Annotated in this window: 24 protein-coding genes; 18 read left to right on the top strand and 6 right to left on the bottom strand. The window is 64.4% G+C overall.

What is annotated here, in order from left to right; translation table 11 throughout:
• Positions 1–15: 15 nt before the first annotated feature.
• From LAQ58_RS13655 to LAQ58_RS13625, 7 genes are all read left to right on the top strand, one after another.
• Positions 16–597 carry a V-type ATP synthase subunit E gene (locus tag LAQ58_RS13655; protein WP_224447997.1) on the top strand — a complete coding sequence of 194 codons (582 nt, stop codon included), beginning with the start codon at positions 16–18 and terminating at the stop codon, positions 595–597.
• A complete protein-coding gene (locus LAQ58_RS13650) occupies positions 594–1,640 on the top strand; it encodes a V-type ATP synthase subunit C (RefSeq protein WP_224447996.1) in 1,047 nt (348 codons plus the stop codon). Before LAQ58_RS13655 ends, LAQ58_RS13650 begins: the two co-directional genes overlap by 4 nt.
• Complete coding sequence (locus LAQ58_RS13645) at positions 1,637–1,969, top strand: V-type ATP synthase subunit F (RefSeq protein ID WP_224447995.1); 333 nt, start codon at positions 1,637–1,639, stop codon at positions 1,967–1,969. Before LAQ58_RS13650 ends, LAQ58_RS13645 begins: the two co-directional genes overlap by 4 nt.
• Positions 1,966–3,726, top strand: a complete 1,761-nt coding sequence (locus tag LAQ58_RS13640) for an ATP synthase subunit A (RefSeq protein ID WP_224447994.1) — start codon at positions 1,966–1,968, stop codon at positions 3,724–3,726. Before LAQ58_RS13645 ends, LAQ58_RS13640 begins: the two co-directional genes overlap by 4 nt.
• A complete protein-coding gene (locus LAQ58_RS13635) occupies positions 3,726–5,153 on the top strand; it encodes an ATP synthase subunit B (RefSeq protein WP_224447993.1) in 1,428 nt (475 codons plus the stop codon). Before LAQ58_RS13640 ends, LAQ58_RS13635 begins: the two co-directional genes overlap by 1 nt.
• 127 nt (positions 5,154–5,280) lie before the next feature.
• Positions 5,281–5,973, top strand: a complete 693-nt coding sequence (locus LAQ58_RS13630) for a V-type ATP synthase subunit D (RefSeq protein WP_224447992.1) — start codon at positions 5,281–5,283, stop codon at positions 5,971–5,973.
• Between the two features lie 162 nt (positions 5,974–6,135).
• A complete protein-coding gene (locus tag LAQ58_RS13625; protein WP_224447991.1) occupies positions 6,136–6,546 on the top strand; it encodes a DUF6276 family protein in 411 nt (136 codons plus the stop codon).
• 26 nt (positions 6,547–6,572) lie between these two features.
• Here the strand turns inward: LAQ58_RS13625 and hisE are convergent, their stop codons facing one another.
• The 4 genes from hisE to LAQ58_RS13605 all read right to left on the bottom strand — a co-directional run bounded on the left by hisE (position 6,573) and on the right by LAQ58_RS13605 (position 9,715).
• Complete coding sequence (hisE, locus tag LAQ58_RS13620; RefSeq protein WP_224447990.1) at positions 6,573–6,896, bottom strand: phosphoribosyl-ATP diphosphatase; 324 nt, start codon at positions 6,894–6,896, stop codon at positions 6,573–6,575.
• Between the two features lie 81 nt (positions 6,897–6,977).
• Positions 6,978–8,846: a S9 family peptidase gene (locus tag LAQ58_RS13615; protein WP_224447989.1), complete on the bottom strand. Its 1,869-nt coding sequence runs from the start codon at positions 8,844–8,846 to the stop codon at positions 6,978–6,980.
• A 66-nt stretch (positions 8,847–8,912) separates the two neighbouring features.
• Entirely contained in the window at positions 8,913–9,512 is a 600-nt protein-coding gene (pdxT, locus tag LAQ58_RS13610) for a pyridoxal 5'-phosphate synthase glutaminase subunit PdxT (RefSeq protein WP_224447988.1), read from the bottom strand.
• 41 nt (positions 9,513–9,553) lie between these two features.
• Entirely contained in the window at positions 9,554–9,715 is a 162-nt protein-coding gene (locus LAQ58_RS13605) for a preprotein translocase subunit Sec61beta (protein ID WP_117593294.1), read from the bottom strand.
• A gap of 153 nt (positions 9,716–9,868) precedes the next feature.
• Between LAQ58_RS13605 and LAQ58_RS13600 the strand changes: the two genes are divergently transcribed.
• The gene (locus tag LAQ58_RS13600) at positions 9,869–10,135 is read left to right on the top strand and encodes a thioredoxin domain-containing protein (RefSeq protein ID WP_224333045.1); all 267 of its coding nucleotides are present in this window, start codon (positions 9,869–9,871) and stop codon (positions 10,133–10,135) included.
• Positions 10,136–10,318: 183 nt separating this feature from the next.
• Positions 10,319–10,468, top strand: coding sequence for a 50S ribosomal protein L40e (locus tag LAQ58_RS13595; RefSeq protein WP_224447987.1), 150 nt, complete (start codon positions 10,319–10,321; stop codon positions 10,466–10,468).
• 4 nt (positions 10,469–10,472) lie between these two features.
• On the opposite strand, the gene LAQ58_RS13590 is transcribed toward LAQ58_RS13595, so the two are convergent.
• The gene (locus LAQ58_RS13590; RefSeq protein WP_224447986.1) at positions 10,473–10,838 is read right to left on the bottom strand and encodes a DUF7475 family protein; all 366 of its coding nucleotides are present in this window, start codon (positions 10,836–10,838) and stop codon (positions 10,473–10,475) included.
• A 48-nt stretch (positions 10,839–10,886) separates the two neighbouring features.
• Positions 10,887–11,534, bottom strand: a complete 648-nt coding sequence (locus LAQ58_RS13585; protein WP_224447985.1) for an MBL fold metallo-hydrolase — start codon at positions 11,532–11,534, stop codon at positions 10,887–10,889.
• A gap of 110 nt (positions 11,535–11,644) precedes the next feature.
• Here LAQ58_RS13585 and LAQ58_RS13580 point away from each other — a divergent pair, with 110 nt between their 5' ends.
• The 9 genes from LAQ58_RS13580 to leuS all read left to right on the top strand — a co-directional run bounded on the left by LAQ58_RS13580 (position 11,645) and on the right by leuS (position 19,628).
• Complete coding sequence (locus LAQ58_RS13580; protein WP_224447984.1) at positions 11,645–11,821, top strand: DUF5786 family protein; 177 nt, start codon at positions 11,645–11,647, stop codon at positions 11,819–11,821.
• Entirely contained in the window at positions 11,818–12,372 is a 555-nt protein-coding gene (locus LAQ58_RS13575) for an endonuclease dU (protein WP_224447983.1), read from the top strand. The genes LAQ58_RS13580 and LAQ58_RS13575 overlap by 4 nt, the downstream gene beginning before the upstream one ends.
• 77 nt (positions 12,373–12,449) lie before the next feature.
• Positions 12,450–13,037 (top strand): uracil-DNA glycosylase, encoded by a 588-nt coding sequence (locus tag LAQ58_RS13570; protein ID WP_425490715.1) that lies wholly within the window; start codon positions 12,450–12,452, stop codon positions 13,035–13,037.
• Positions 13,038–13,267: 230 nt separating this feature from the next.
• Entirely contained in the window at positions 13,268–13,933 is a 666-nt protein-coding gene (gene hisH / locus LAQ58_RS13565) for an imidazole glycerol phosphate synthase subunit HisH (protein WP_224447981.1), read from the top strand.
• Between the two features lie 63 nt (positions 13,934–13,996).
• Positions 13,997–14,803 (top strand): prephenate dehydratase, encoded by an 807-nt coding sequence (gene pheA / locus LAQ58_RS13560; protein WP_224447980.1) that lies wholly within the window; start codon positions 13,997–13,999, stop codon positions 14,801–14,803.
• Positions 14,804–14,902: 99 nt separating this feature from the next.
• Complete coding sequence (locus LAQ58_RS13555; RefSeq protein WP_224447979.1) at positions 14,903–15,322, top strand: Hsp20/alpha crystallin family protein; 420 nt, start codon at positions 14,903–14,905, stop codon at positions 15,320–15,322.
• Between the two features lie 137 nt (positions 15,323–15,459).
• On the top strand, positions 15,460–15,903 hold the full coding sequence (hsp14, locus tag LAQ58_RS13550) for an archaeal heat shock protein Hsp14 (protein ID WP_224447978.1): 444 nt from the start codon (positions 15,460–15,462) through the stop codon (positions 15,901–15,903).
• A 219-nt stretch (positions 15,904–16,122) separates the two neighbouring features.
• Positions 16,123–16,593 carry a hypothetical protein gene (locus LAQ58_RS13545; RefSeq protein ID WP_224447977.1) on the top strand — a complete coding sequence of 157 codons (471 nt, stop codon included), beginning with the start codon at positions 16,123–16,125 and terminating at the stop codon, positions 16,591–16,593.
• A 173-nt stretch (positions 16,594–16,766) separates the two neighbouring features.
• On the top strand, positions 16,767–19,628 hold the full coding sequence (leuS, locus tag LAQ58_RS13540) for a leucine--tRNA ligase (RefSeq protein ID WP_224447976.1): 2,862 nt from the start codon (positions 16,767–16,769) through the stop codon (positions 19,626–19,628).
• Positions 19,629–19,630 lie beyond the last annotated feature (2 nt).

Genomic DNA, 19,630 nt, shown 5'->3' with positions numbered 1-19,630 from the left:
CCCTCTCTTTCCACCATGAGTTTGGATACTGTCGTTGAGGACATTCGAGACGAGGCCCGCGCACGTGCGGAGAACCTCCGCGAGGAGGGCCAAGCACGCGCCGACGAGATCGTCGCCGAAGCCGAGGCCGACGCAGAGGAACTGCTCGAAGAGCGGAAACGCGAAGTCGAGCGGAAAATCGCGCAGGAGCGCGAACAGACGCTGTCGAGCGCGAAACTGCAAGCGAAGCAGAAGCGCCTCGAAGCCCGCCGCGACGTGCTCGAAGACGTGTACGAGCAGGTCGAAGCGGAACTCGTCGATCTCTCCGGTGACGACCGCGAGGAACTCACCCGTGAGTTGCTCGACGCGGCCTCGACGGAGTTCGAAGACGAAGACGAGGTGTACGTGTACGGACGTGCCGACGACGAGACGCTCATCACCGAGATTCTCGCCGACTACGACGGCTACGAGTTCGTGGGCGACCGCGACTGTATCGGCGGCGTCTACGTCGAAGGCAAAAACTCCCGCGTTCGGGTGAACAACACGTTCGACTCCGTCCTCGACTCCGTCTGGGAGGATAATTTGAAGGACGTGAGCGCCCGACTATTCGACCAATGAGCGCAACCGGCAGCTCGAATCCGGAGTACGTCAACGCCCGCGTCCGTTCGCGACGCGGTGCGCTGTACGACGACGAGGACTACCGCAAACTCCTCCGGATGGGCCCCGCCGAGATCGCTCGCTTCATGGAGGAGTCGACGTACGAAGAGGAGATCAACGCCCTCGGGGCCCGTTTTTCGGGCGTCGACCTGATCGAGTTCGCGCTGAACCGCAACCTCGCGAAGCAGTTCAACGACATTCTCGACTGGGCCAACGGGCGACTCTACGACCTCATCGCACGCTACCTCCGGAAGTTCGACGCGTGGAACGTGAAGACGGTCATCCGCGGTATCTACACCGATACGCCGCGCGAGGAGGTCGAGACCGACCTCATCCGTGCCGGTGAGTTCGGCGACCGTCGAATAGAGCGACTGCTCGAAGCGACGACCATCGAAGAGGTGGTCGACTCCCTCGACGGGACCATCTACGGACGACCGCTCAGAGCGGCGTACGACGACTACGAGGAGTCGGGCGTACTGGTCCCGCTGGAGAACGCCGTCGACCGCGCGTTCTACGAAAACCTGCTCGACGGTCTCGTCGTCAACGAGGCGACCGAGCAGTACCGTGAGTTCCTGTACGCCGAGATCGACTTCCGCAACGCGCGGAACGCGCTCCGTCTCGCCCGCAGCGGGGCGGACATCGACCCTTCGGAGTACTACATCGACGGCGGGCGACTGTTCAGCGCGACCGAGCTGTCGCAGCTGGCACAGAACCCCGACGAGTTGGTGTCGCGGATTCGAGACAGCGTCTACGGCGACCGACTCTCGTCGGCACTCGACGAGCTCGAACGCGCGGACTCCCTCATCGGCTTCGAACGTGCGCTCGAAGCGGCGCTGTTGGAGTACTCGGGAAGTCTCGGCCACGTGTTCCCGCTGTCGGTGTCGCCGGTTATCTCCTACATTCTCGCCAAGGAGCGGGAAGTAGAGAACATCCGCGCCATCGCCCGCGGACGCGAGGCGGGCCTCTCGGAGGACGAGATCGAAGAGGAACTGGTGATACTATGAGTCAGGAGATCGCCGTTATCGGCAGCCCCGACTTCACCACCGGCTTCCGCCTCGCGGGCGTTCGGAAGTTCCAGAACGTCCCCGAGGATGAGAAAGACGAGCGCCTCGACGCCGCCGTCGAGGAGACGCTCGCCGACGACGACGTCGGCATCGTCGTGATGCACGACGAGGACCTCGCGCACCTCTCGCGCAACGTCCGACAGTCCGTCGAACAGAGTATCGAACCGACGCTCGTTACGCTCGGTTCGGGCAGCGCGGGCGGCGGTGGACTGCGCGAGCAGATCAAACGAGCAATCGGTATCGACCTAATGGAGGACGAGAATCAATGAGCCAAGCAACACAGGAGACCGTCCGAGAGGACGGCCGAATTCAGAGCGTGAGCGGTCCGGTCGTGACCGCCGTCGACCTCGACGCCCGGATGAACGACGTCGTGTACGTCGGTGACGAAGGGCTGATGGGCGAAGTCATCGAGATCGAAGGCGACACCACGACCATCCAAGTGTACGAGGAGACCTCGGGCGTCAGTCCCGGCGAACCCGTCGAGAACACGGGCGAACCGCTGACTGTCGACCTCGGTCCCGGCCTGCTGGACTCCATCTACGACGGCGTCCAGCGACCGCTCGACGTTCTCGAAGAGAAGATGAACAGCGCCTTCCTCGACCGCGGCGTCGACGCGCCCGGCATCGAGATGGAGAAACAGTGGGAGTTCGTCGCCGAGGTCTCGGAGGGCGACGAGGTCGCCCCCGGCGACGTCGTCGGCACTGTCGAGGAGACGGTCACCATCGACCACAAGGTGCTCGTTCCGCCGACCTTCGAAGGCGGCGAGGTTTCCTCCGTCGAGTCGGGTTCGTTCACCGTACAGGAGACGGTCGTCGAACTCGACAACGGCGAGGAGATCACGATGCACCAGGAGTGGCCGGTCCGTCAGCCCCGTCCCTCCGCCGAGAAGAAGACGCCGCGCACCCCGCTCGTGTCGGGACAGCGCATCCTCGACGGCCTCTTCCCCATCGCGAAAGGTGGAACGGCCGCGATTCCGGGACCGTTCGGCTCCGGGAAGACGGTCACTCAGCACCAGCTCGCGAAGTACGCCGACGCCGACATCATCATCTACGTCGGCTGCGGCGAGCGCGGCAACGAGATGACCGAGGTCATCGAGGACTTCCCCGAACTGGAGGACCCGACGACCGGCAACCCGCTGATGGCCCGGACGTCGCTCATCGCGAACACGTCGAACATGCCCGTCGCCGCACGTGAGTCGTGCATCTACACGGGCATCACCATCGCTGAGTACTACCGCGACATGGGCTACGACGTTGCGCTGATGGCCGACTCCACCTCGCGGTGGGCTGAGGCGATGCGCGAGATCTCCTCCCGACTGGAGGAGATGCCCGGCGAGGAGGGCTACCCCGCCTACCTCGCCGCGCGCCTCTCGCAGTTCTACGAGCGCGCCGGCTACTTCGAGAACATCAACGGAACCGAAGGCTCCGTCTCGGCTATCGGCGCGGTGTCGCCGCCGGGCGGCGACTTCTCCGAGCCGGTCACCCAGAACACGCTCCGCATCGTGAAGACGTTCTGGGCGCTGGACGCCGACCTCGCGGAACGGCGGCACTTCCCGGCGATCAACTGGGGCGAGTCGTACTCGCTGTACAAGAACCAGCTCGACCCGTGGTTCATCGAGAACGTCGCCGACGACTGGCCCGAGGAGCGCCAGTGGGGCGTCGACGTGCTCGACGAGGAGAGCGAACTGCAGGAGATCGTTCAGCTGGTCGGCAAGGACGCGCTGCCGGAGGACCAGCAGCTGACGCTCGACGTCGCGCGCTACCTCCGTGAAGCGTACCTCCAGCAGAACGCGTTCCACCCGGTCGACACCTACTGTTCGCCGGAGAAGACGTACCTGCTCCTGACGGCCATCCACCACTACCACGACGAGGCGTTCAAGGCGCTCGAAGCCGGCGTCCCCGTCGAGGAGATCACGGCCATCGACGCCGCGCCGCGCATCAACCGCGTTGGCGTCCAGGAGAACTACGAGGAGTACATCGCCGATCTCAAAGACGATATCGCCGAAGAACTCCGGGAGCTCTACTAATGAAAGAGTACCAAACCATCACCGAGATCAGCGGCCCGCTGGTGTTCGCCGAAGTCGACGAACCCGTCGGCTACGACGAGATCGTCGAGATCGAGACGCCGAACGGCGAGACGAAGCGCGGCCAGATTCTCGAATCCTCGGAGGGCCTCGTGGCCATCCAGGTGTTCGAGGGAACCACCGGTATCGACCGAAACGCGTCCGTCCGTTTCCTCGGCGAGACGCTGAAGATGCCCGTCACCGAGGACCTCCTCGGGCGGGTGCTCGACGGATCCGGCCAGCCCATCGACGGCGGCCCGGAGATCGTCCCTGACGAGCGCCACGACATCATCGGTGAGGCGATCAACCCGTTCTCGCGGGAGTACCCCGAGGAGTTCATCCAGTCGGGCGTCTCCGCCATCGACGGGATGAACACGCTCGTCCGCGGGCAGAAACTGCCTATCTTCTCGGCGTCCGGCCTACCGCACAACAACCTCGCGCTCCAGATCGCCCGTCAGGCGACGGTGCCCGAGGAGGAAGACGACGAGGGCGACGACGACGGCTCCGAGTTCGCCGTCATCTTCGGGGCGATGGGTATCACCGCCGAAGAGGCCAACGAGTTCATGGAGGACTTCGAGCGCACCGGTGCGCTGGAGCGCTCCGTGGTCTTCATGAACCTCGCGGACGACCCCGCCGTCGAGCGGACGGTCACGCCGCGGATGGCGCTGACGACCGCCGAGTACCTCGCCTTCGAGAAGGACTACCACGTGCTGGTCATCCTCACGGACATGACCAACTACTGTGAAGCGCTGCGTGAAATCGGTGCAGCGCGTGAAGAGGTGCCGGGCCGACGTGGCTACCCCGGCTACATGTACACTGACCTTGCGCAGCTGTACGAGCGCGCGGGTCGCATCGAGGGCCGCGAGGGCTCCGTCACGCAGATTCCCATCCTCACGATGCCAGGTGACGACGACACGCACCCGATTCCGGACCTGACCGGCTACATCACTGAGGGGCAGATCTACATCGACCGGAACCTCAACTCGCAGGGCATCGAGCCGCCGATAAACCCGCTGCCCAGCCTCTCCCGGCTGATGGACGACGGTATCGGCGAAGGCCTCACCCGTGAGGACCACGCGGACGTCTCCGACCAGATGTACGCCGCGTACGCGGAGGGTGAGGACCTCCGCGACCTGGTGAACATCGTCGGCCGCGAGGCACTCTCCGAGCGCGACAACCTCTACCTCGACTTCGCGGACCGCTTCGAGGAGGAGTTCGTCGACCAGGGCTTCGACACCAACCGCACCATCGACGAGACGCTCGACATCGGCTGGGACCTGCTGTCGATGTTCCCGAAGCCAGAACTCAACCGCATCGACGAGGAGCTCATCGAGAAGTACTACCGCGAGGACGTCGGCGAGGCCGAAGCCGAAGAAGTCGCCGCGGACTAACCTCGACGCGTTTCTCTTCGTTTATCGACCGCCGAGAGCGGCAGCACTTCCGACGGCTACCGACTCCGTCAGCGGCGGGAAAACAGAAAAAGGTTAACCGCCTCCATCCGCAATCTTCCGACAACAGATGGCCGAAGACGTCAAACCGACCCGCAAGAACCTCATGGAGATCGAGGACCGCATCGAACTCTCCGAGCGCGGTCACGACACGCTCGAACAGAAGCGCGACGGCCTCATCATGGAGTTCATGGACATCCTCGACCAAGCGCAGGACGTGCGGTCGGGCCTGTCCGACGACTACGAGCGCGCCCAGCACAAGATCAACATGGCGCGCGCGATGGAGGGAGACGTCGCCGTCCGCGGCGCGGCCGCGGCGCTGAAGGAGCACCCCGAGATCACGACGCAGTCGAAGAACATCATGGGTGTCGTCGTCCCCCAGATCGAGTCCAGCCGAGTGAGAAAGAGCCTCGACCAGCGCGGCTACGGCCTGCTCGGCTCCTCGGCGCGCATCGACGAGGCCGCCGACGCCTACGAGGAACTGCTCGAATCCATCATCCTCGCCGCCGAGGTCGAGACGGCGATGAAGAAGATGCTCCACGAGATCGAGACGACGAAGCGCCGCGTCAACGCACTGGAGTTCAAGGTGCTTCCGGACCTCTACGAGGGTCAGGAGTACATCGAGCAGAAACTCGAAGAGCAGGAGCGCGAGGAAATCTTCCGCATGAAGAAGATCAAGGCCAAGAAGGAAGAGGAGGAGAAAGCCGAGCGGGAAGCCGAAGAAGCCGCCGCCAAAGAGCCCGAGACGGTCACGGCCGATTGAGCGCCGACGCACGCATATCTCACTTTTCTCCTCTCTATTCTCTCGCCCGCCAGCGATGCATCTGCGTAGTCCGCCCATCGTCTCCCGGAAATCACGCGACGGCGACTCGTCTCGAATGCCGGGAGCCGCGCGTTTTTCGGGGTCCGCGCCCTTCACTCGAGTATGGTCTGTTCGAGTTGCGAATCGGCAACGGTCTCTTTCGCCGTCCCCGAGGAGCTCCGCGAGTACGCACCCGAGCGTAGCGACGCCGTCGACCTCTGTACGGTCTGTCTGCGGACCCAACCGACCGAGTTATCCGGCGACTCGGTCGCTCCACCCGAGGCCGCCGACTTCTCTCACGTGCTCGATTCGTTTCCCGACGGTCGCGCGGGCGTCGCCTTCGCGCTCCTGCTCGGAAAACTCGACTCGCTCGCGCTCGAACGCGCCGCTATCGAGGCGCTGTATGCCGAAACCGAACGCGCAGGCGGCGACCCGATGCTGACGCTCGACCGCATCGCCGCCGCGGGGTCGGTCCAACCGCACTTCGACGTCGACCGGCGACAGCCACAGTTGGCGCAGTTCGTCTCCGACTGACCGCTTTCTGTTCGCACTGCTCTCGCTCAGCCGAATCGGGCCGCGAGTTCCGCCCGCAGGTCGTCGAGCGTCATCTCCTTCATCGACAGCAGCACGAACAGGTGGTAGACGAAGTCGGCGCTCTCGTGGGCCAACTCCTCTCTGTCGTCGTCTTTCGCCGCGAGAACGATCTCCGTCGACTCCTCGCCGAGCTTTTCGAGAACGGCGTTTTCACCCTTCTCGTGGGTGAAAAGCGACGTCGTGTAGGAACCCTCGGGGAGTTCCTCCTTGCGCTGTTCGACGAGCGCGAACAGGTCGTCGAGGATGTCGTCGGGGTCGACCGCGTCCGTCTCCGGCTCCGTATCGCTCATATCGGGCCGGACGCGCGCCGACGGTGAAAAGCGTGCGTTTCGTCGGTGGCACAGAGGTCCGCGTCGGGTGGCTGCCTCGGATTAGATCTCCGATGTACTGAGACGGCGGTTCAGAAACGATTCGAGCAGTCGGAGGGTGTACTGTCGCTGGTTCATGTCGGCAGTGTTGTGGCCACGTTCGCCGAGTTCGTGGTACTCGAATTCTCCCTTCTCGCCCTCCTCATAGCCGTGTTCTCTCAGCGTGTTGCGGAAGACGCGCGCCTGCGAGACAGGGACGCGGCGGTCGTTTACTCCGTGGGCCATCAACAGCGGCGCTTCGAGGTTTTCGGCGTGCGTGACGGGACTCCGCTCACGATAGAGTTCTGGATTCTCCTCGGGCGTGCCGAGATACTTCTGCATGAACCCGGTTCGGAACTGCGGCATCGCCTCCTCGTACATCAATTCGAGGTCGGTGTAGCCGACGACTGGTGCTGCGGCCGCATAGAGGTCCGGATACTGGACTATCTGCCAATACGTCGAGTAGCCCCCGAACGATCCGCCGAAGACGCAGACGCGATTCCCGTCGAGCCAGTCGCGCGTTTCGAGTACGTGTTCGGTGACAGTGGCGATGTCGCCTTGCTCGGCCCCACCAAAGTCGCCGACGAGCTTCCGGGCGAACTCGCGGCCGCGTCCACTCGACCCGCGGAAGTTCACTTGCAGAATCGAATATCCATGAGAGAGCAGGTACTGCGTCCGGTAGTGGAACGCCTTTTGATCGGCGCGACGGGGGCCGCCGTGGGGGTTGACCAGAAGCGCAGAGGGGCACTGCCCGGAGTCGTAGAACAGCGCCTCAATTTCGAGCGTCTCGTAGGGGTCGTGTTCGACGGCCGCCTGTCGCGTCTCGGGGACGCCGTCGGACTCAACGGTGAGGTATTCGGCGTCGACGAAGTCGTCGGTAGAGAAGCGGCCGGTATCGGGTTGGAACAGCGTCTCGGTGTCGTTCGTATCGAGGTCGTAGGCGACGAGTTCTCTCTGGCGGACCGGCGTCGTGTACGAGAGGAGTGCCCGGTCGTCCATGAGCAGGTTCGTGCTCCGCCATCCGAACTCAGCGACGCCGTTGGTGAGCGGGCACTCGAAACTGTTGCCGGTTTCAACGTCGTACACTACCGGGACGACAGTGGCGCCGCGGACGCGCTCGGCGAGAAATCGCGTGCTATCTGCAGTGAAACACGCGGGCGACTCCTCGTATTCGAGGTCACCGTACCACCGGACCTCGCCGGACGTAAGGTCGTAGACGCCGCAGCGACCGAAATCCTCGCTGTTGTCGGCAATCAGTAGCCGGTCGCCGTCGGGTCCCCAGTCGGCGGGGTCTGTATGTGACCCCACGACGCCGACGTCAAGCCTTTTCCGCTTCGATCCGTCGACGCCGACCAGATATGTGTCTCGGTTGTCGGCGTCGTCGGACTCGTTCGCGGCGTAAGCGACACGCTCGCAGTCACGCGAGAGACAGGACTCCCAGACTTGGTCGTGGTCGGTGACCTTCTCCATCTTGCCGCTCAAGAGGTTGTGACGGTAGAGGTCCATCTGTTCCTCGTAGTTCGAGGCGACCAGCAGCGTCTCGCCGTCGTCGCCGACCGCGTGGAGGTTGGTCTGACCCTCGGTTTCGACGACGGGTTCGGTCGTCCCGTCGCTTTCGAGCGCGTAGATGTCGTTCTGTTCGTCGCCGTCGGCGTCAAGGTGGAAGAACACTCGCTCGCCGTCGGCTGACCACGAGAGCGGCCACCACGTCTGCCGGGGAGCGTCACCGTCGGTCCACTGCTCGGCCTCGCCGGTGTCGACGTCGAGGACGAAAATCTCGTTGCGACCCGTGCCGTTGTAGTAGAAGGCGACGCGCTCGCCATCCGGCGAGGCGCTCTGTCTGGTTATCTCGGGAAGGCTCACCAACTCCTCCAGCAACGTCTCGCCCGACATGTATCAGCGCAGACACACCCGCTGCAAATAAAGTGTCGTATCGGCTGAGATTCCTCCCACGTCTCCTTACCGCGACGCCGCCGCCGCCTGCTCGAAGAACGCCAGTCGATGGAGACGACCGTCCTCGGTCAGTTCCGGATGAAAGGAGGTGGCGACGACCGGCCCCTGCTTGACCGCGACGGGCGTGCCGTCCCACCGCGCGAGCACCGACACGTCGTCGCCCACGTCGTCGACGAGCGGCGCGCGAATGAAAACTGCAGGGAAGGGGTCGTCGAGACCGTCGACCTCGAGCGGTGCCTCGAAACTGTCCTTCTGGCGGCCGAACGCGTTGCGGTCGACGGTCACGTCGAGAATATCGAGGTTATGGACGCGTTCGTCCTTCGCATCGCGGGCGGCGACGATGAGACCCGCACAGGTGGCGAGGACGGGTTTCCCGGCGACGACGTGGGCGCGAATCTCCTCGTCGATGCCTTCGCGGCGGAGCAGCCGCGAGATAGTCGTCGACTCGCCGCCGGGCATGAGCAGTACGTCGCAGTCGGGGACGATGCCGGCGTGGCGTATCTCGACGAGTTCCGCCTTTTCGCCGTGGGCGCGGGCGGCGCGTTCGACGGCGCGGGCGTGTTCGGACACGTCGCCTTGGACGGCGACGACGCCTGCGGTGAGCATGCGCTCTGGTTAGGGGGTGTCGCGGAAAAAGGACGCGTTGTCTACGCGACGAGGTTCAACACGAGGACGCCGATACCGAACAGCAGACCGAACGCCACCACCGTCTTGGGGTTCATCCGGATGGCGTTTCGGTCCTCGGCGTCGAAGTAGCGGACGAGACCCGCACTCGACATCAGGCCGCCGCTGTTGTCTCCCTTGCTCATGGGGGCACCTCTGTCTGTCCCCTGCGTAAACTTTTCGACTCGCACGCCGACCGGTCGTGCGTCCGATACGTCGCGTCGCTCCGCTCTGGTACGGTCGGCGAACAGGTGAGAAACTCTTATGCAGGGCGATAGGTAACCCCGTGTCGGGAAACCATGACTGTTCGACTCAAGGACTTCTATGCGGACTGGTGCGGCCCGTGCAAGACGCAGGACCCGATTCTCGAAGAGCTGGAGGCCGACTACGGCGATGTCGACTTCGAGAAGGTCAACGTCGACGAGGAACAGGACGTCGCGAACCAGTATCAGGTCCGCTCGCTGCCGACGCTCGTCGTTGAGAACGACGACGGCGTCGTCGACCGGTTCGTCGGCGTCACCCAGCGCGAGGACATCGAGGCGGCGCTGCAGGAAGCGGGCGCGTAACGCACGGCACTCGACCGATTTTCGCGCGGGCAGTCGGTTCGACGAGCGACAGCCGTCGGCGCCCGTCGTGTCCATCAGTGTCCATCGTATCCGTCGACGACGGTCCGAAGTCGCGGCGTTCGACAGTCGGCGCTCCGCCCCGTTCTCGCAAGCGTTATACGACTCGCACCGGAAGCACGTGGCATGCCTAAATTCGAGCACGCCGTCAACCGAACGCTGGAAAAACAGATCTGCATGCGCTGTAACGCCCGAAACCCGAAGCGAAGCGACTTCTGCCGCAAGTGTGGCTACAAGCACCTTCGCCCGAAGTCGAAGGAACCGCGCAACGCCTGATACCTCAAGTCTCCTTTCTGTACAGCGTGACAAGTACCCCGACGAGAAGCAACTGCGCCGCTTTGTCGACGACAGCGACCGGGCTGAACAGGTTCCCGGCGTTGAGTACGACGTAGGCGATGAGTTGGACGACGGTGAAGCCGATACCGGCGAGATACAGCGGCGGCCGACGAACGCCTCGAACCAGGAGCACGACGCCGCCGACGTAGCCGGCTCCGGCGAGGACGAACAGGACCCCGAGCGTACTCGCGAGGTTCGAAATCCCGAGGACGAGGTGGACGACGCCCGTGACGGCGGCCAGCGCGACGCCCACGTAGTGGAGTCGAGTCAGCGGCGCGGCGTCGACGCGGCGGGTCGTCGTGGTCGCCATGCGCTGTAGTGGCCCGCGGACGACATAACTCCCCGCTTCGCGACGTACTTACTGCTCGGGGTACTTCGGTTTGCGTCGCTCGGCCCGTTCGAGCGCGCGTTCGACCACGTCGCGGACGGTGTCTCCGTCGTCCTCGGCGTCGCCACCGGCCTCGCTCGCCTCGAAGACGTCGCCGTGGCCGGGGTACATCCCCGTCACCGTTTCGGGGAGATACTCGAGGAGGTCGTGGAGGCTCTCGATGAGTCGCTCGCGGGACTGCCCGGCCATGTCGGTGCGTCCGAAGCTGCCGTCGTCGAACGCGCCATCGTTGTAGACGACCACGTCACCGCTGTACAGTTTCGTCTCGGTGACGAGCGAGACGTGGTCGGTGGCGTGACCCGGCGTGTACACGACTTCCGCTATCTCGTCGCCGATAGGGACAGTCTCGTCGGGTTCGAGCGCGTGCGTCCGCCGCGGGTGGTCGCCGTGGGCGTAGAGGTCGGCGTCGAACGCGTCGAGGACGGCGTTGAGTTCACCGATGTGGTCGGTGTGCTGGTGGGTGAGCACGACGGCGTCGAGTTCGTCGGTGTGTTCCCGAATCACGTCGACTACGCCTGGCATCGTCCCCGCGTCGACGAGCGTCGTGTGCTCGCCGAGGACGAGGTACGCGTTACAGGTGAACTCCTCGGCGTCTGCGGTGACGCATATCGGTTCCATACAGGCTCCTGGGTTCGGACGGTGAAAACAGCCGTGGATGCGGCGTGTTTGTCATTGTGTCTCAATGATTCCGAGAGCTTTTTCCGTGTGAATCGGCAAGGTTTACGTGTATGGGCTTTGGGAGCTACGATGAATCCGAACAGGAGAACCAGGAGTACAGCACCGACTTCGACGAAGAGGACGGCGTCGCGACCAGTGAAAACAACCACAAGGGGAGCGTGGAGTTCGAAATCGGTGCGTCGAACGAGGAACTTCTGAACACGCTGAAGGACATAAAGAACGAGTGAAGGCGGGCGCACGAGCGCTTGGCGTCGCCTTCTCCGACGGCGACGACGCGAGCGTCATCGGCGGCGTCGTCGTCCGCGCCGACGGCGTCGTCGACGGCGTCGCGTTCGAGACCTGTACGGTCGGCGGGACGGACGCGACGGCCGCCGTCGTCTCGCTGTTCGACTCGCTCGGCAGAGAGGACGTTCGGGTTCTCCTCCTCGCAGGTATCGCGCCCGCGTGGTTCAACGTGGTCGACCTCCGGGCGGTTCACGCCGGCGTCGACCGCCCGGTGCTGTCGGTCTCGTTCGAGCGGAGTCCCGGACTGGACAACGCGCTCCGAACTCATTTTTCGGGAGACGACCTCGGCGAACGTCGGCGTCTCTACCGCGCTCAGCCGCCGCGTCGCCGCGTCGACGTCGACGGCGAGACGCTGTTCGTCAGGGCTGTAGGGTGCGACGACGACGAAGCCGACGCGACCGTCCGCGAGTTCACGCTCGACGGCGGCCGACCCGAACCGGTGCGGGTCGCGCGTCTCGCCGCGCGCGCGGCGCGTCAGTGGAGTGCCGACTGAGCATCGGTCGGCGGTAACTGACGACAGTTAAGCCGCTGCCGTTCGGCACGTATCGTATGGACGACGAACGAGCACAGATGGACGGACTGTGCGTCGAAGCGTGTACGCGTTGTTCGGCGCTCGTCGACTCTCGCAGTCGAATCGTCAACGGTAGCGGTCCCGAAGACGCCGACATCCTCTTCGTCGGCGAGGCGCCGGGCCAACGGGAGGACGAGCAGGGCGAGCCGTTCGTCGGCCGCTCGGGGAGCGTCCTCGACGACGCGCTCCGCGACGTGGGCCTCGCGCGCGCAGACGTTCGAATCACGAACTGCGTCCGCTGTCGGCCGCCGGAGAATCGCGACCCCTCGAAGGCGGAACTGGCGAACTGCCGCGCCTACCTCGATACGGAGATAAAACGCGTCGACCCGGACCTCGTGGTGACGCTGGGGAAGGTTCCCACCGAGCACCTGCTGGACCGCTCGGCGTCGGTCACGAAGGAGGCGGGGGAGATCGAGGAAGTGCGATTCGGCGACCGACCGTACCGCGTGCTCATCTCGGTCCACCCCGCGGCGACGCTGTACGACCGAAGTCAAAAGGAGACGTTCGAGTCGGTCATCGCCCGCGCCGCCGACATCGCGGGGGCGCGCGACGGCGAAACCGGACAGTCGAATCTCGGCGAGTTCTAACGGAACCGGTCGCAGTTCCCATCGAACTGCTTCTGGGCTTCCTGCGCCGGATGGCCGAGTCGCTAATGAAGTAACGCGCTCGTCGGCGCTCTCTCGTTTCTCTCGTCTCTCCTCTCCACTTCTCTCTTCTCCCTCCTCTCGGTTTCTCCGCGCTTCGCTCTCCGTCTCCGAGACGGTCATGTTCGCCCGGACGGAAACACACTTGGACGCTGGGTCACCTACCTTCGCGCATGAGTACGACATCGCCGACGCCCGCAGAGGAGGCGCTTGCCTCCATCGTGGTCGTCGACTACGGCCTCGGAAATCTCCGTAGCGCCGTTCGCGGCCTCGAACGTGCGGGCGCAGACGTGACCGTCACCGACGATACTGACACATTTGCCGATGCCGACGGCATCGTCCTCCCCGGTGTGGGCGCGTTCCGCGAGGGGATGGAGAACGCCGACCCGTACAGGGAGGCGCTGGAGGCGGCAGAAGAGCGCAGCCAACCCATCTTCGGAATCTGCCTCGGGATGCAGATGCTGCTGACGACGAGCGAGGAGGCCGAACACGCCGGCGAGGGCGACGTGGAGGGACTCGGCTTCATCCCCGGCACGAACGTCCGCTTCTCCGAGGGTCAAAAGGTACCGCACATGGGCTGGAACGAACTCTCCGTCGAGCGCGACCACCCGCTCGTCGAGGGCGTGAATGGCGAACACGCCTACTTCGTCCACTCGTACTACGCGGTTCCCGAAGACGACGATGCCGTCATCGCCACCACCGACTACGGCGTCGAGTTCCCGGCTGTCGTCGCAAACGAGGACGGCACCGTCTTCGGCACGCAGTTCCACCCCGAGAAGAGCGGCGAGACGGGGCTTCGCATCCTGCGGAATTTCGTCGAGTTCTGCGCCGAGCGGTAATCCGGACAGTCCGTTCTGTCGCACCCGACGCGTTTTTCCCCCGTTCGCGACAACGAACCGGCAATGCAGGCAGTCACCCTCGGTCCCGCGGGGACGTACTCGCATCGCGCCGCCAGCGCCGTCGCCGACGACGTGGAGTTTCGCGAGTCGGTCGCAAGCATCGTCGACGCCGTCGCCGACGGCGAGTTCCGCCGCGGCGTCGTCCCCATCGAGAACAGCATCGAAGGCAGCGTCACCGAGAGCCTCGACTCTCTCGCCGAGCGCGAGGTGAGCGTCGTCGGCGAACTCATCACGCCGATTCGCCATGCGCTGGTCGCGCAGGGCGAGTCGTTCGACGCGGTCGCCAGCCACTCGCAGGCGCTCGCGCAGTGCCGCACCTATCTCGAAGAGAACTATCCGGACGTGTCACTGGAGGCCGTCGCCAGCACCGCCCGCGGCGTCGAACGCGCCCGCGACGACCCCCACGTCGCTGGTATCGCCCACCCCGACACGGCTGGGTCCGACCTCCGCGTGCTCGCCGAGGATATCCAGGACCGCTCCTCGAACGCGACGCGGTTTCTGGTCGTCGCCCCCGTTGAGGAGCGCTCGGAGGCGGGCGGCAAAACCTCGCTCATCGTCTACCCGAACGCGAACTACCCCGGACTGTTGCTCGAACTGCTCGAAGCGTTCGCCGAGCGGGATATCAACCTCTCACGCATCGAGTCGCGTCCGAGCGGCAACCGCCTGGGCGACTATCTGTTCCACATCGACTTCGAGGCCGGTCTGTACGAGGAGCGCGCGAAGGAGGCCGTCGCCGACGTCGAGGAGATCGCGAAGAACGGATGGGTGCGCCGCCTCGGGTCGTACGACACGCGCCACGTACTCTACTGAGTCGCCGCGTTCGCGACCGTTCGTACTCCCTCTCCTCGCCCCGTCGAGCGCGCAGTGCGGATAATATTCTTACTGTCGGCCCCCCAACTCTCACGCGTTATGCCCGACCGCAACAATCCGTTCGAGGAGATCGAGCGCCTGTTCGACCAACTGAGTCGGAACTTCGAGTCGTCGGGGATGTCGAAGCTCAAAGACATCTCCGTCGACCTCGAGGAACGCGGCGACGAGTTCGTTGTCACCGCCGACCTGCCGGGGTACGAGACCGACGACATCGACCTCGCGGTGCGCGACCGCCAACTGACGATTCGCGCCGAGCACAGTGACACGTCCGAGACGAGCGACGACGCATTTCTCCGCCGCGAACGGACCCAGCGGAGCGTCTCCCGAACCGTCCACTTCCCCGAACCGGTCGAGGAGGAAGCGTCGGACGCCTCGTACCGACACGGCGTCCTGACCGTCCGACTGCCGAAACAGGACCGCCGCGACGACGACGAGGGTCACCGTATCGACATCGAGTGAGCGACTATTATTCCCTATTTATTCTTTGGAAGATGTAAAATTTCTGCTGTAGATGGCCCCTGACGTGAGAATTGCTATCTGGGTTCCAGCAACCTTTATATTCGAACGGCGCCTTATAGGGTCTCGGTGAAATCAAGATGATGCGACGTTCCAACCCGTTCGACGACTTCGAAGAGCTGTTCGAGCGCATGAGCAAGCAGTTCGAGGGAATGAACCGACAGTTCGAGGAGAACCGCCCGATGTGGAACACCACCGGCCTCTCCGTCGACGTCGCCGACGAGGACGACGAGTTCGTCGTCACCGCCGACATGCCCGGCTTCGAGAAAGACCAGATCGAACTCTCGGTGACCGACCGAACGCTCACCATCGGCGGCACCCGCGAGATGACCCGTGACGACGACTCCGGCGAGTATATCCGCCGTGAGCGCCGCAGCGAGTCCGTCAACCGGTCGATTCGGCTCCCCGAGACCGTGATGGAAGAGGAGGCGAAAGCGACCTACACCAACGGTGTGCTCACCGTCTACCTCCCGAAAGAGCACCGCTCAGACGACGAGGACAACCACCGCATCGATATCGACTGAGTTCGACGCTGACGCCCCAACTGAGTCGACGCTGACACACCCGGCGCTGATACTTCTCACTCTGCGACATCCGTCTCTCGGTCGTCTTCGCGCTATCCCTCGTGATACGTTGGACCACCCCGCTCCGGCTATCGTATCTCTCTTAGATGTATACTGTTTCACAATTATGGCCTTCTTCGAGTCGTGAGGTATAAGTGAACTCTTCACATATTCGTTTTCGTGAGTACGTATCGCCCGTTGTTCAGAACCGCGCTCGTCGGCGGCGTCCAGTGGGCGACGACGACTGCATTCCTGTTTACCTTCCTGTTCGTCAGCCTCTCGCTCTCTCTTCGGACGCTCGGCGTCGACGCTCGACCCGATCCGACCGTCACCTTCACGTTCGCCGTACTCGCGGCGTTCGTCGCCGGCGTCGTCTGGGTCCGCCGGCGGACGCCGTCCGTGACTCACGATCGGAGAGCGCACGCGCGGCGCGTCGAATCGCTCGTTTTACTCGTCGGCTGTGGCTTCGGCTATCAGGTTATCGCACTCGGTCTCGTCTCGAACACGCCGGTCGAGGCGGCGGCCTCGACGACCACCCTCGTCACCGTCATCGCGAACGTCCTCGCGGTGGCGACGGCGTATCTCGTCCCGTACACGCTCGACGTTCACCCGTCTGCGGTAGACGGCGTGTTCGACACCGAGACGGTCTGACGCGGGCGCTCGTTCGACACCGAGACGGTCCGACGTGGGCACTGGCCCGACGCCGGTTCTCTCGCCGACCCAGTCTGTCACGCGGTAGCGTATTGCGCAATTTTTGCCGCTATCCGACAGTCTCACAAGTCAAGTATAGGAGTTATTTTAGTCTGCCTCCCTCAAAGTCGGGTATGGATTACGACCCGCAGGAACTCGAAGAGCGCTGGCGGGAGCGCTGGGCCGAGACCGGTCGCTACGAAGCCGACCCGGCTGACGCCCCCGAAGGGGACGAGACGACGTTCATCACGGTGCCGTACCCGTATCCGAGCGGCGGCATGCACATCGGCCACGCGCGAACGTACACCGTCCCGGACGTCTACGCCCGCTACCGACGACAGCAGGGCGACAACGTGCTGTTCCCGATGGGGTGGCACGTCACCGGCACGCCAATCATCGGCGCCGTCGAGCGCCTGAAGAAGGGCGAGGAGAAGCAACTGAGCGTCCTGAAAGACACGTACAACGTCCCGGAGGAGACCCTCAAGGAGCTGGAGACACCGATGGGGTTCGCCCGCCACTTCATCGAGGAACACTACAAGAAGGGGATGCAGTCGCTGGGTCTCTCCGTCGACTGGCGGCGCGAGTTCACCACGAACGACGAGCGCTACTCGAAGTTCATCACGTGGCAGTACGAGACGCTGAAGGACCGAGGCCTGCTGGAGAAGGGGCTACACCCGGTCAAGTACTGCACGAACGAGCAGCAACCGGTGACGACCCACGACCTGCTGGAGGGCGAGACTGCCGAGTACCAGGAGTACACGCTGGTGCGCTTTTCCTTCGAGCGAGACGGCGAGACGGTCGTCGCGCCGATGGCGACGCTCCGCCCCGAGACGGTCTACGGCGTCACGAACGCCTACATCGACCCCGACGCCGAGTACGTCGTCGCCGACGTAGATGGAGAGCAGTGGTTCGTCTCGGCGCAGGCGGCCGAGAAGCTGCGTCTGCAGGCGTACGACGTGGAAGTCTACGAGACGGTCAGCGGCGAGGAACTCGTCGGCCGCCATGTCATGAACCCCATCACCGAAGACAAGGTGCTGGTGCTGCCCGCCTCGTTCGTCGACGCCGACAACGCGACGGGCGTCGTCATGTCGGTGCCCGCGCATTCGCCGGACGACTACGTGGCGCTGCAGGAGGCGAAAGCCGACGCCGAGCGGATGGAAGCGTACGGCATCGACCCTGCGGCGGTCGAAGCCATCGAACCCGTTCCTATCTTGGAAATCGAGGACTACGGCGAGATTCCGGCGCGGGTCGCCGTCGAGTCGCGCGGCATCGAGTCCTCGGACGACCCGGCGCTGGCTGAGGCGACGAAGGAACTCTACAATAAAGAGTTCCACAGCGGCGCGATGCTCGACATGTACGGCGAGTACGCCGGCGAAGTCGTCGAGGACATCCGCGACCGGTTCCGCGAGGACTACCGCGACTCCGGCGCGTTCGACACGATGTACGAGTTCTCCGAGGAGGTCATCTGCCGGTGCGGCGGCGACGTCGTCGTCGCCGAGCAGGACACGTGGTTCCTGCGGTACAACGACGAGGCGTGGAAAGCGAAGACCAAGCGAATCGTCGAGGGGATGGACGCCATCCCGGAGAACACGCGCGGCGAGTACGACCACACCATCGACTGGCTGAACGAGTGGCCCTGCATCCGTAACTACGGACTGGGGACGCGCCTGCCGTGGGACACCGACTTCGTCATCGAACCGCTGTCGGACTCGACCATCTACATGTCCTACTACACGGTCGCACACCGTCTGCAGGACGTGCCTACAGAGAAGTTGACCAGAGAGTTCTTCGACACGCTGTTCTACGGCGCGGAGGCGGTCGATGACCCCGACGAGCGCGCACTGGAACTGCGCGAGGAGTGGGACTACTGGTACCCGGTCGACTACCGCTTCTCGGCGAACGACCTCATCTCGAACCACCTGACGTTCTACCTGTTCCACCACGCCGAGCTGTTCGACGAACCGAACTGGCCGCAGGGCATCGTCGTGATGGGGATGGGGCTGCTTGAGGGCGAGAAGATGTCCTCCTCGAAGGGCCACGTCGTCCTCCCCGGCACCGCCATCGAGGAGTACGGCGCGGACACCGTCCGCTTCTTCCTGCTGAACTCCGCGGAGCCGTGGCAGGACTACGACTGGCGCGACGATCAGGTCGAGAGCGTCCGCAACCAGTTGGACCGCTTCTGGAACCGCGCGCAGGAACTCGTGGACGGCCCCGAAGGCGAGAAGCACCTCGAACACGTCGACCGTTGGCTGCTGTCGAAATTGCAGGCTACCGTCGAGAGCGTCACCGAGTCGATGGAGAGCTCCGAGACGCGCAGCGCGAGTCAGGCCGCCTTCTACGGCTTCGAGGAGAACCTGCGCTGGTACCGCCGCCGGACCGACACCGACCGTCCGGGCGCGCGCTGGACCCTCAGACAAGTACTGGAGACGCGGCTGCGCCTCTTGGCCCCGTTCGTCCCGTTCCTGACGAACGAACTGCACGAGCAGTTGACCGGTACCCCCGCCGAGGACGCGCCGTGGCCCGAGGTGGACGAGGACCTGATTCGACCGGACGTCGAACTACAGGAGCGCCAGATAGAGCGCCTGACCGACGACGTGCGCGACATCGTCGGCGTCACCGAGACGGACCCCGACGTGGTTCGGGTGTACGTCGCCGCCGACTGGAAGCGCGAGGTGTTCGACGTGGTCGCCGACGCCGGCGACGACGTGGGCGCGGTGATGGGTCAGGTCATGCAGAACCCTGACCTGCGCGAGAAGGGCAACGAGGTCAACCAACTGGTGCAGGACCTCGTAGACGTGGTCCGCGGACGAGACAACGCGGCGGTCGACGCGATGGCCGAGATGGACGAACACGCCGCCTACGAGGAGGCGACGGCGTTCCTCGCCCACGAGTTCGACGCCGACGTGGAACTGTACGTCGAGGGCGAGGACGCCTACGACCCCGGCGACAGAGCCTCCGCGGCGGTGCCGTTCCGCCCGGCGATTCACATCGAGTAGGT

Origin of the sequence: Haloprofundus salilacus (genome assembly GCF_020150815.1) — an archaeon.
Classification (GTDB): Archaea; Halobacteriota; Halobacteria; order Halobacteriales; family Haloferacaceae; genus Haloprofundus; species Haloprofundus salilacus.
Note: the sequence above shows the minus strand (reverse complement) of the source record. Positions and strands in the feature narration are given on the sequence as shown.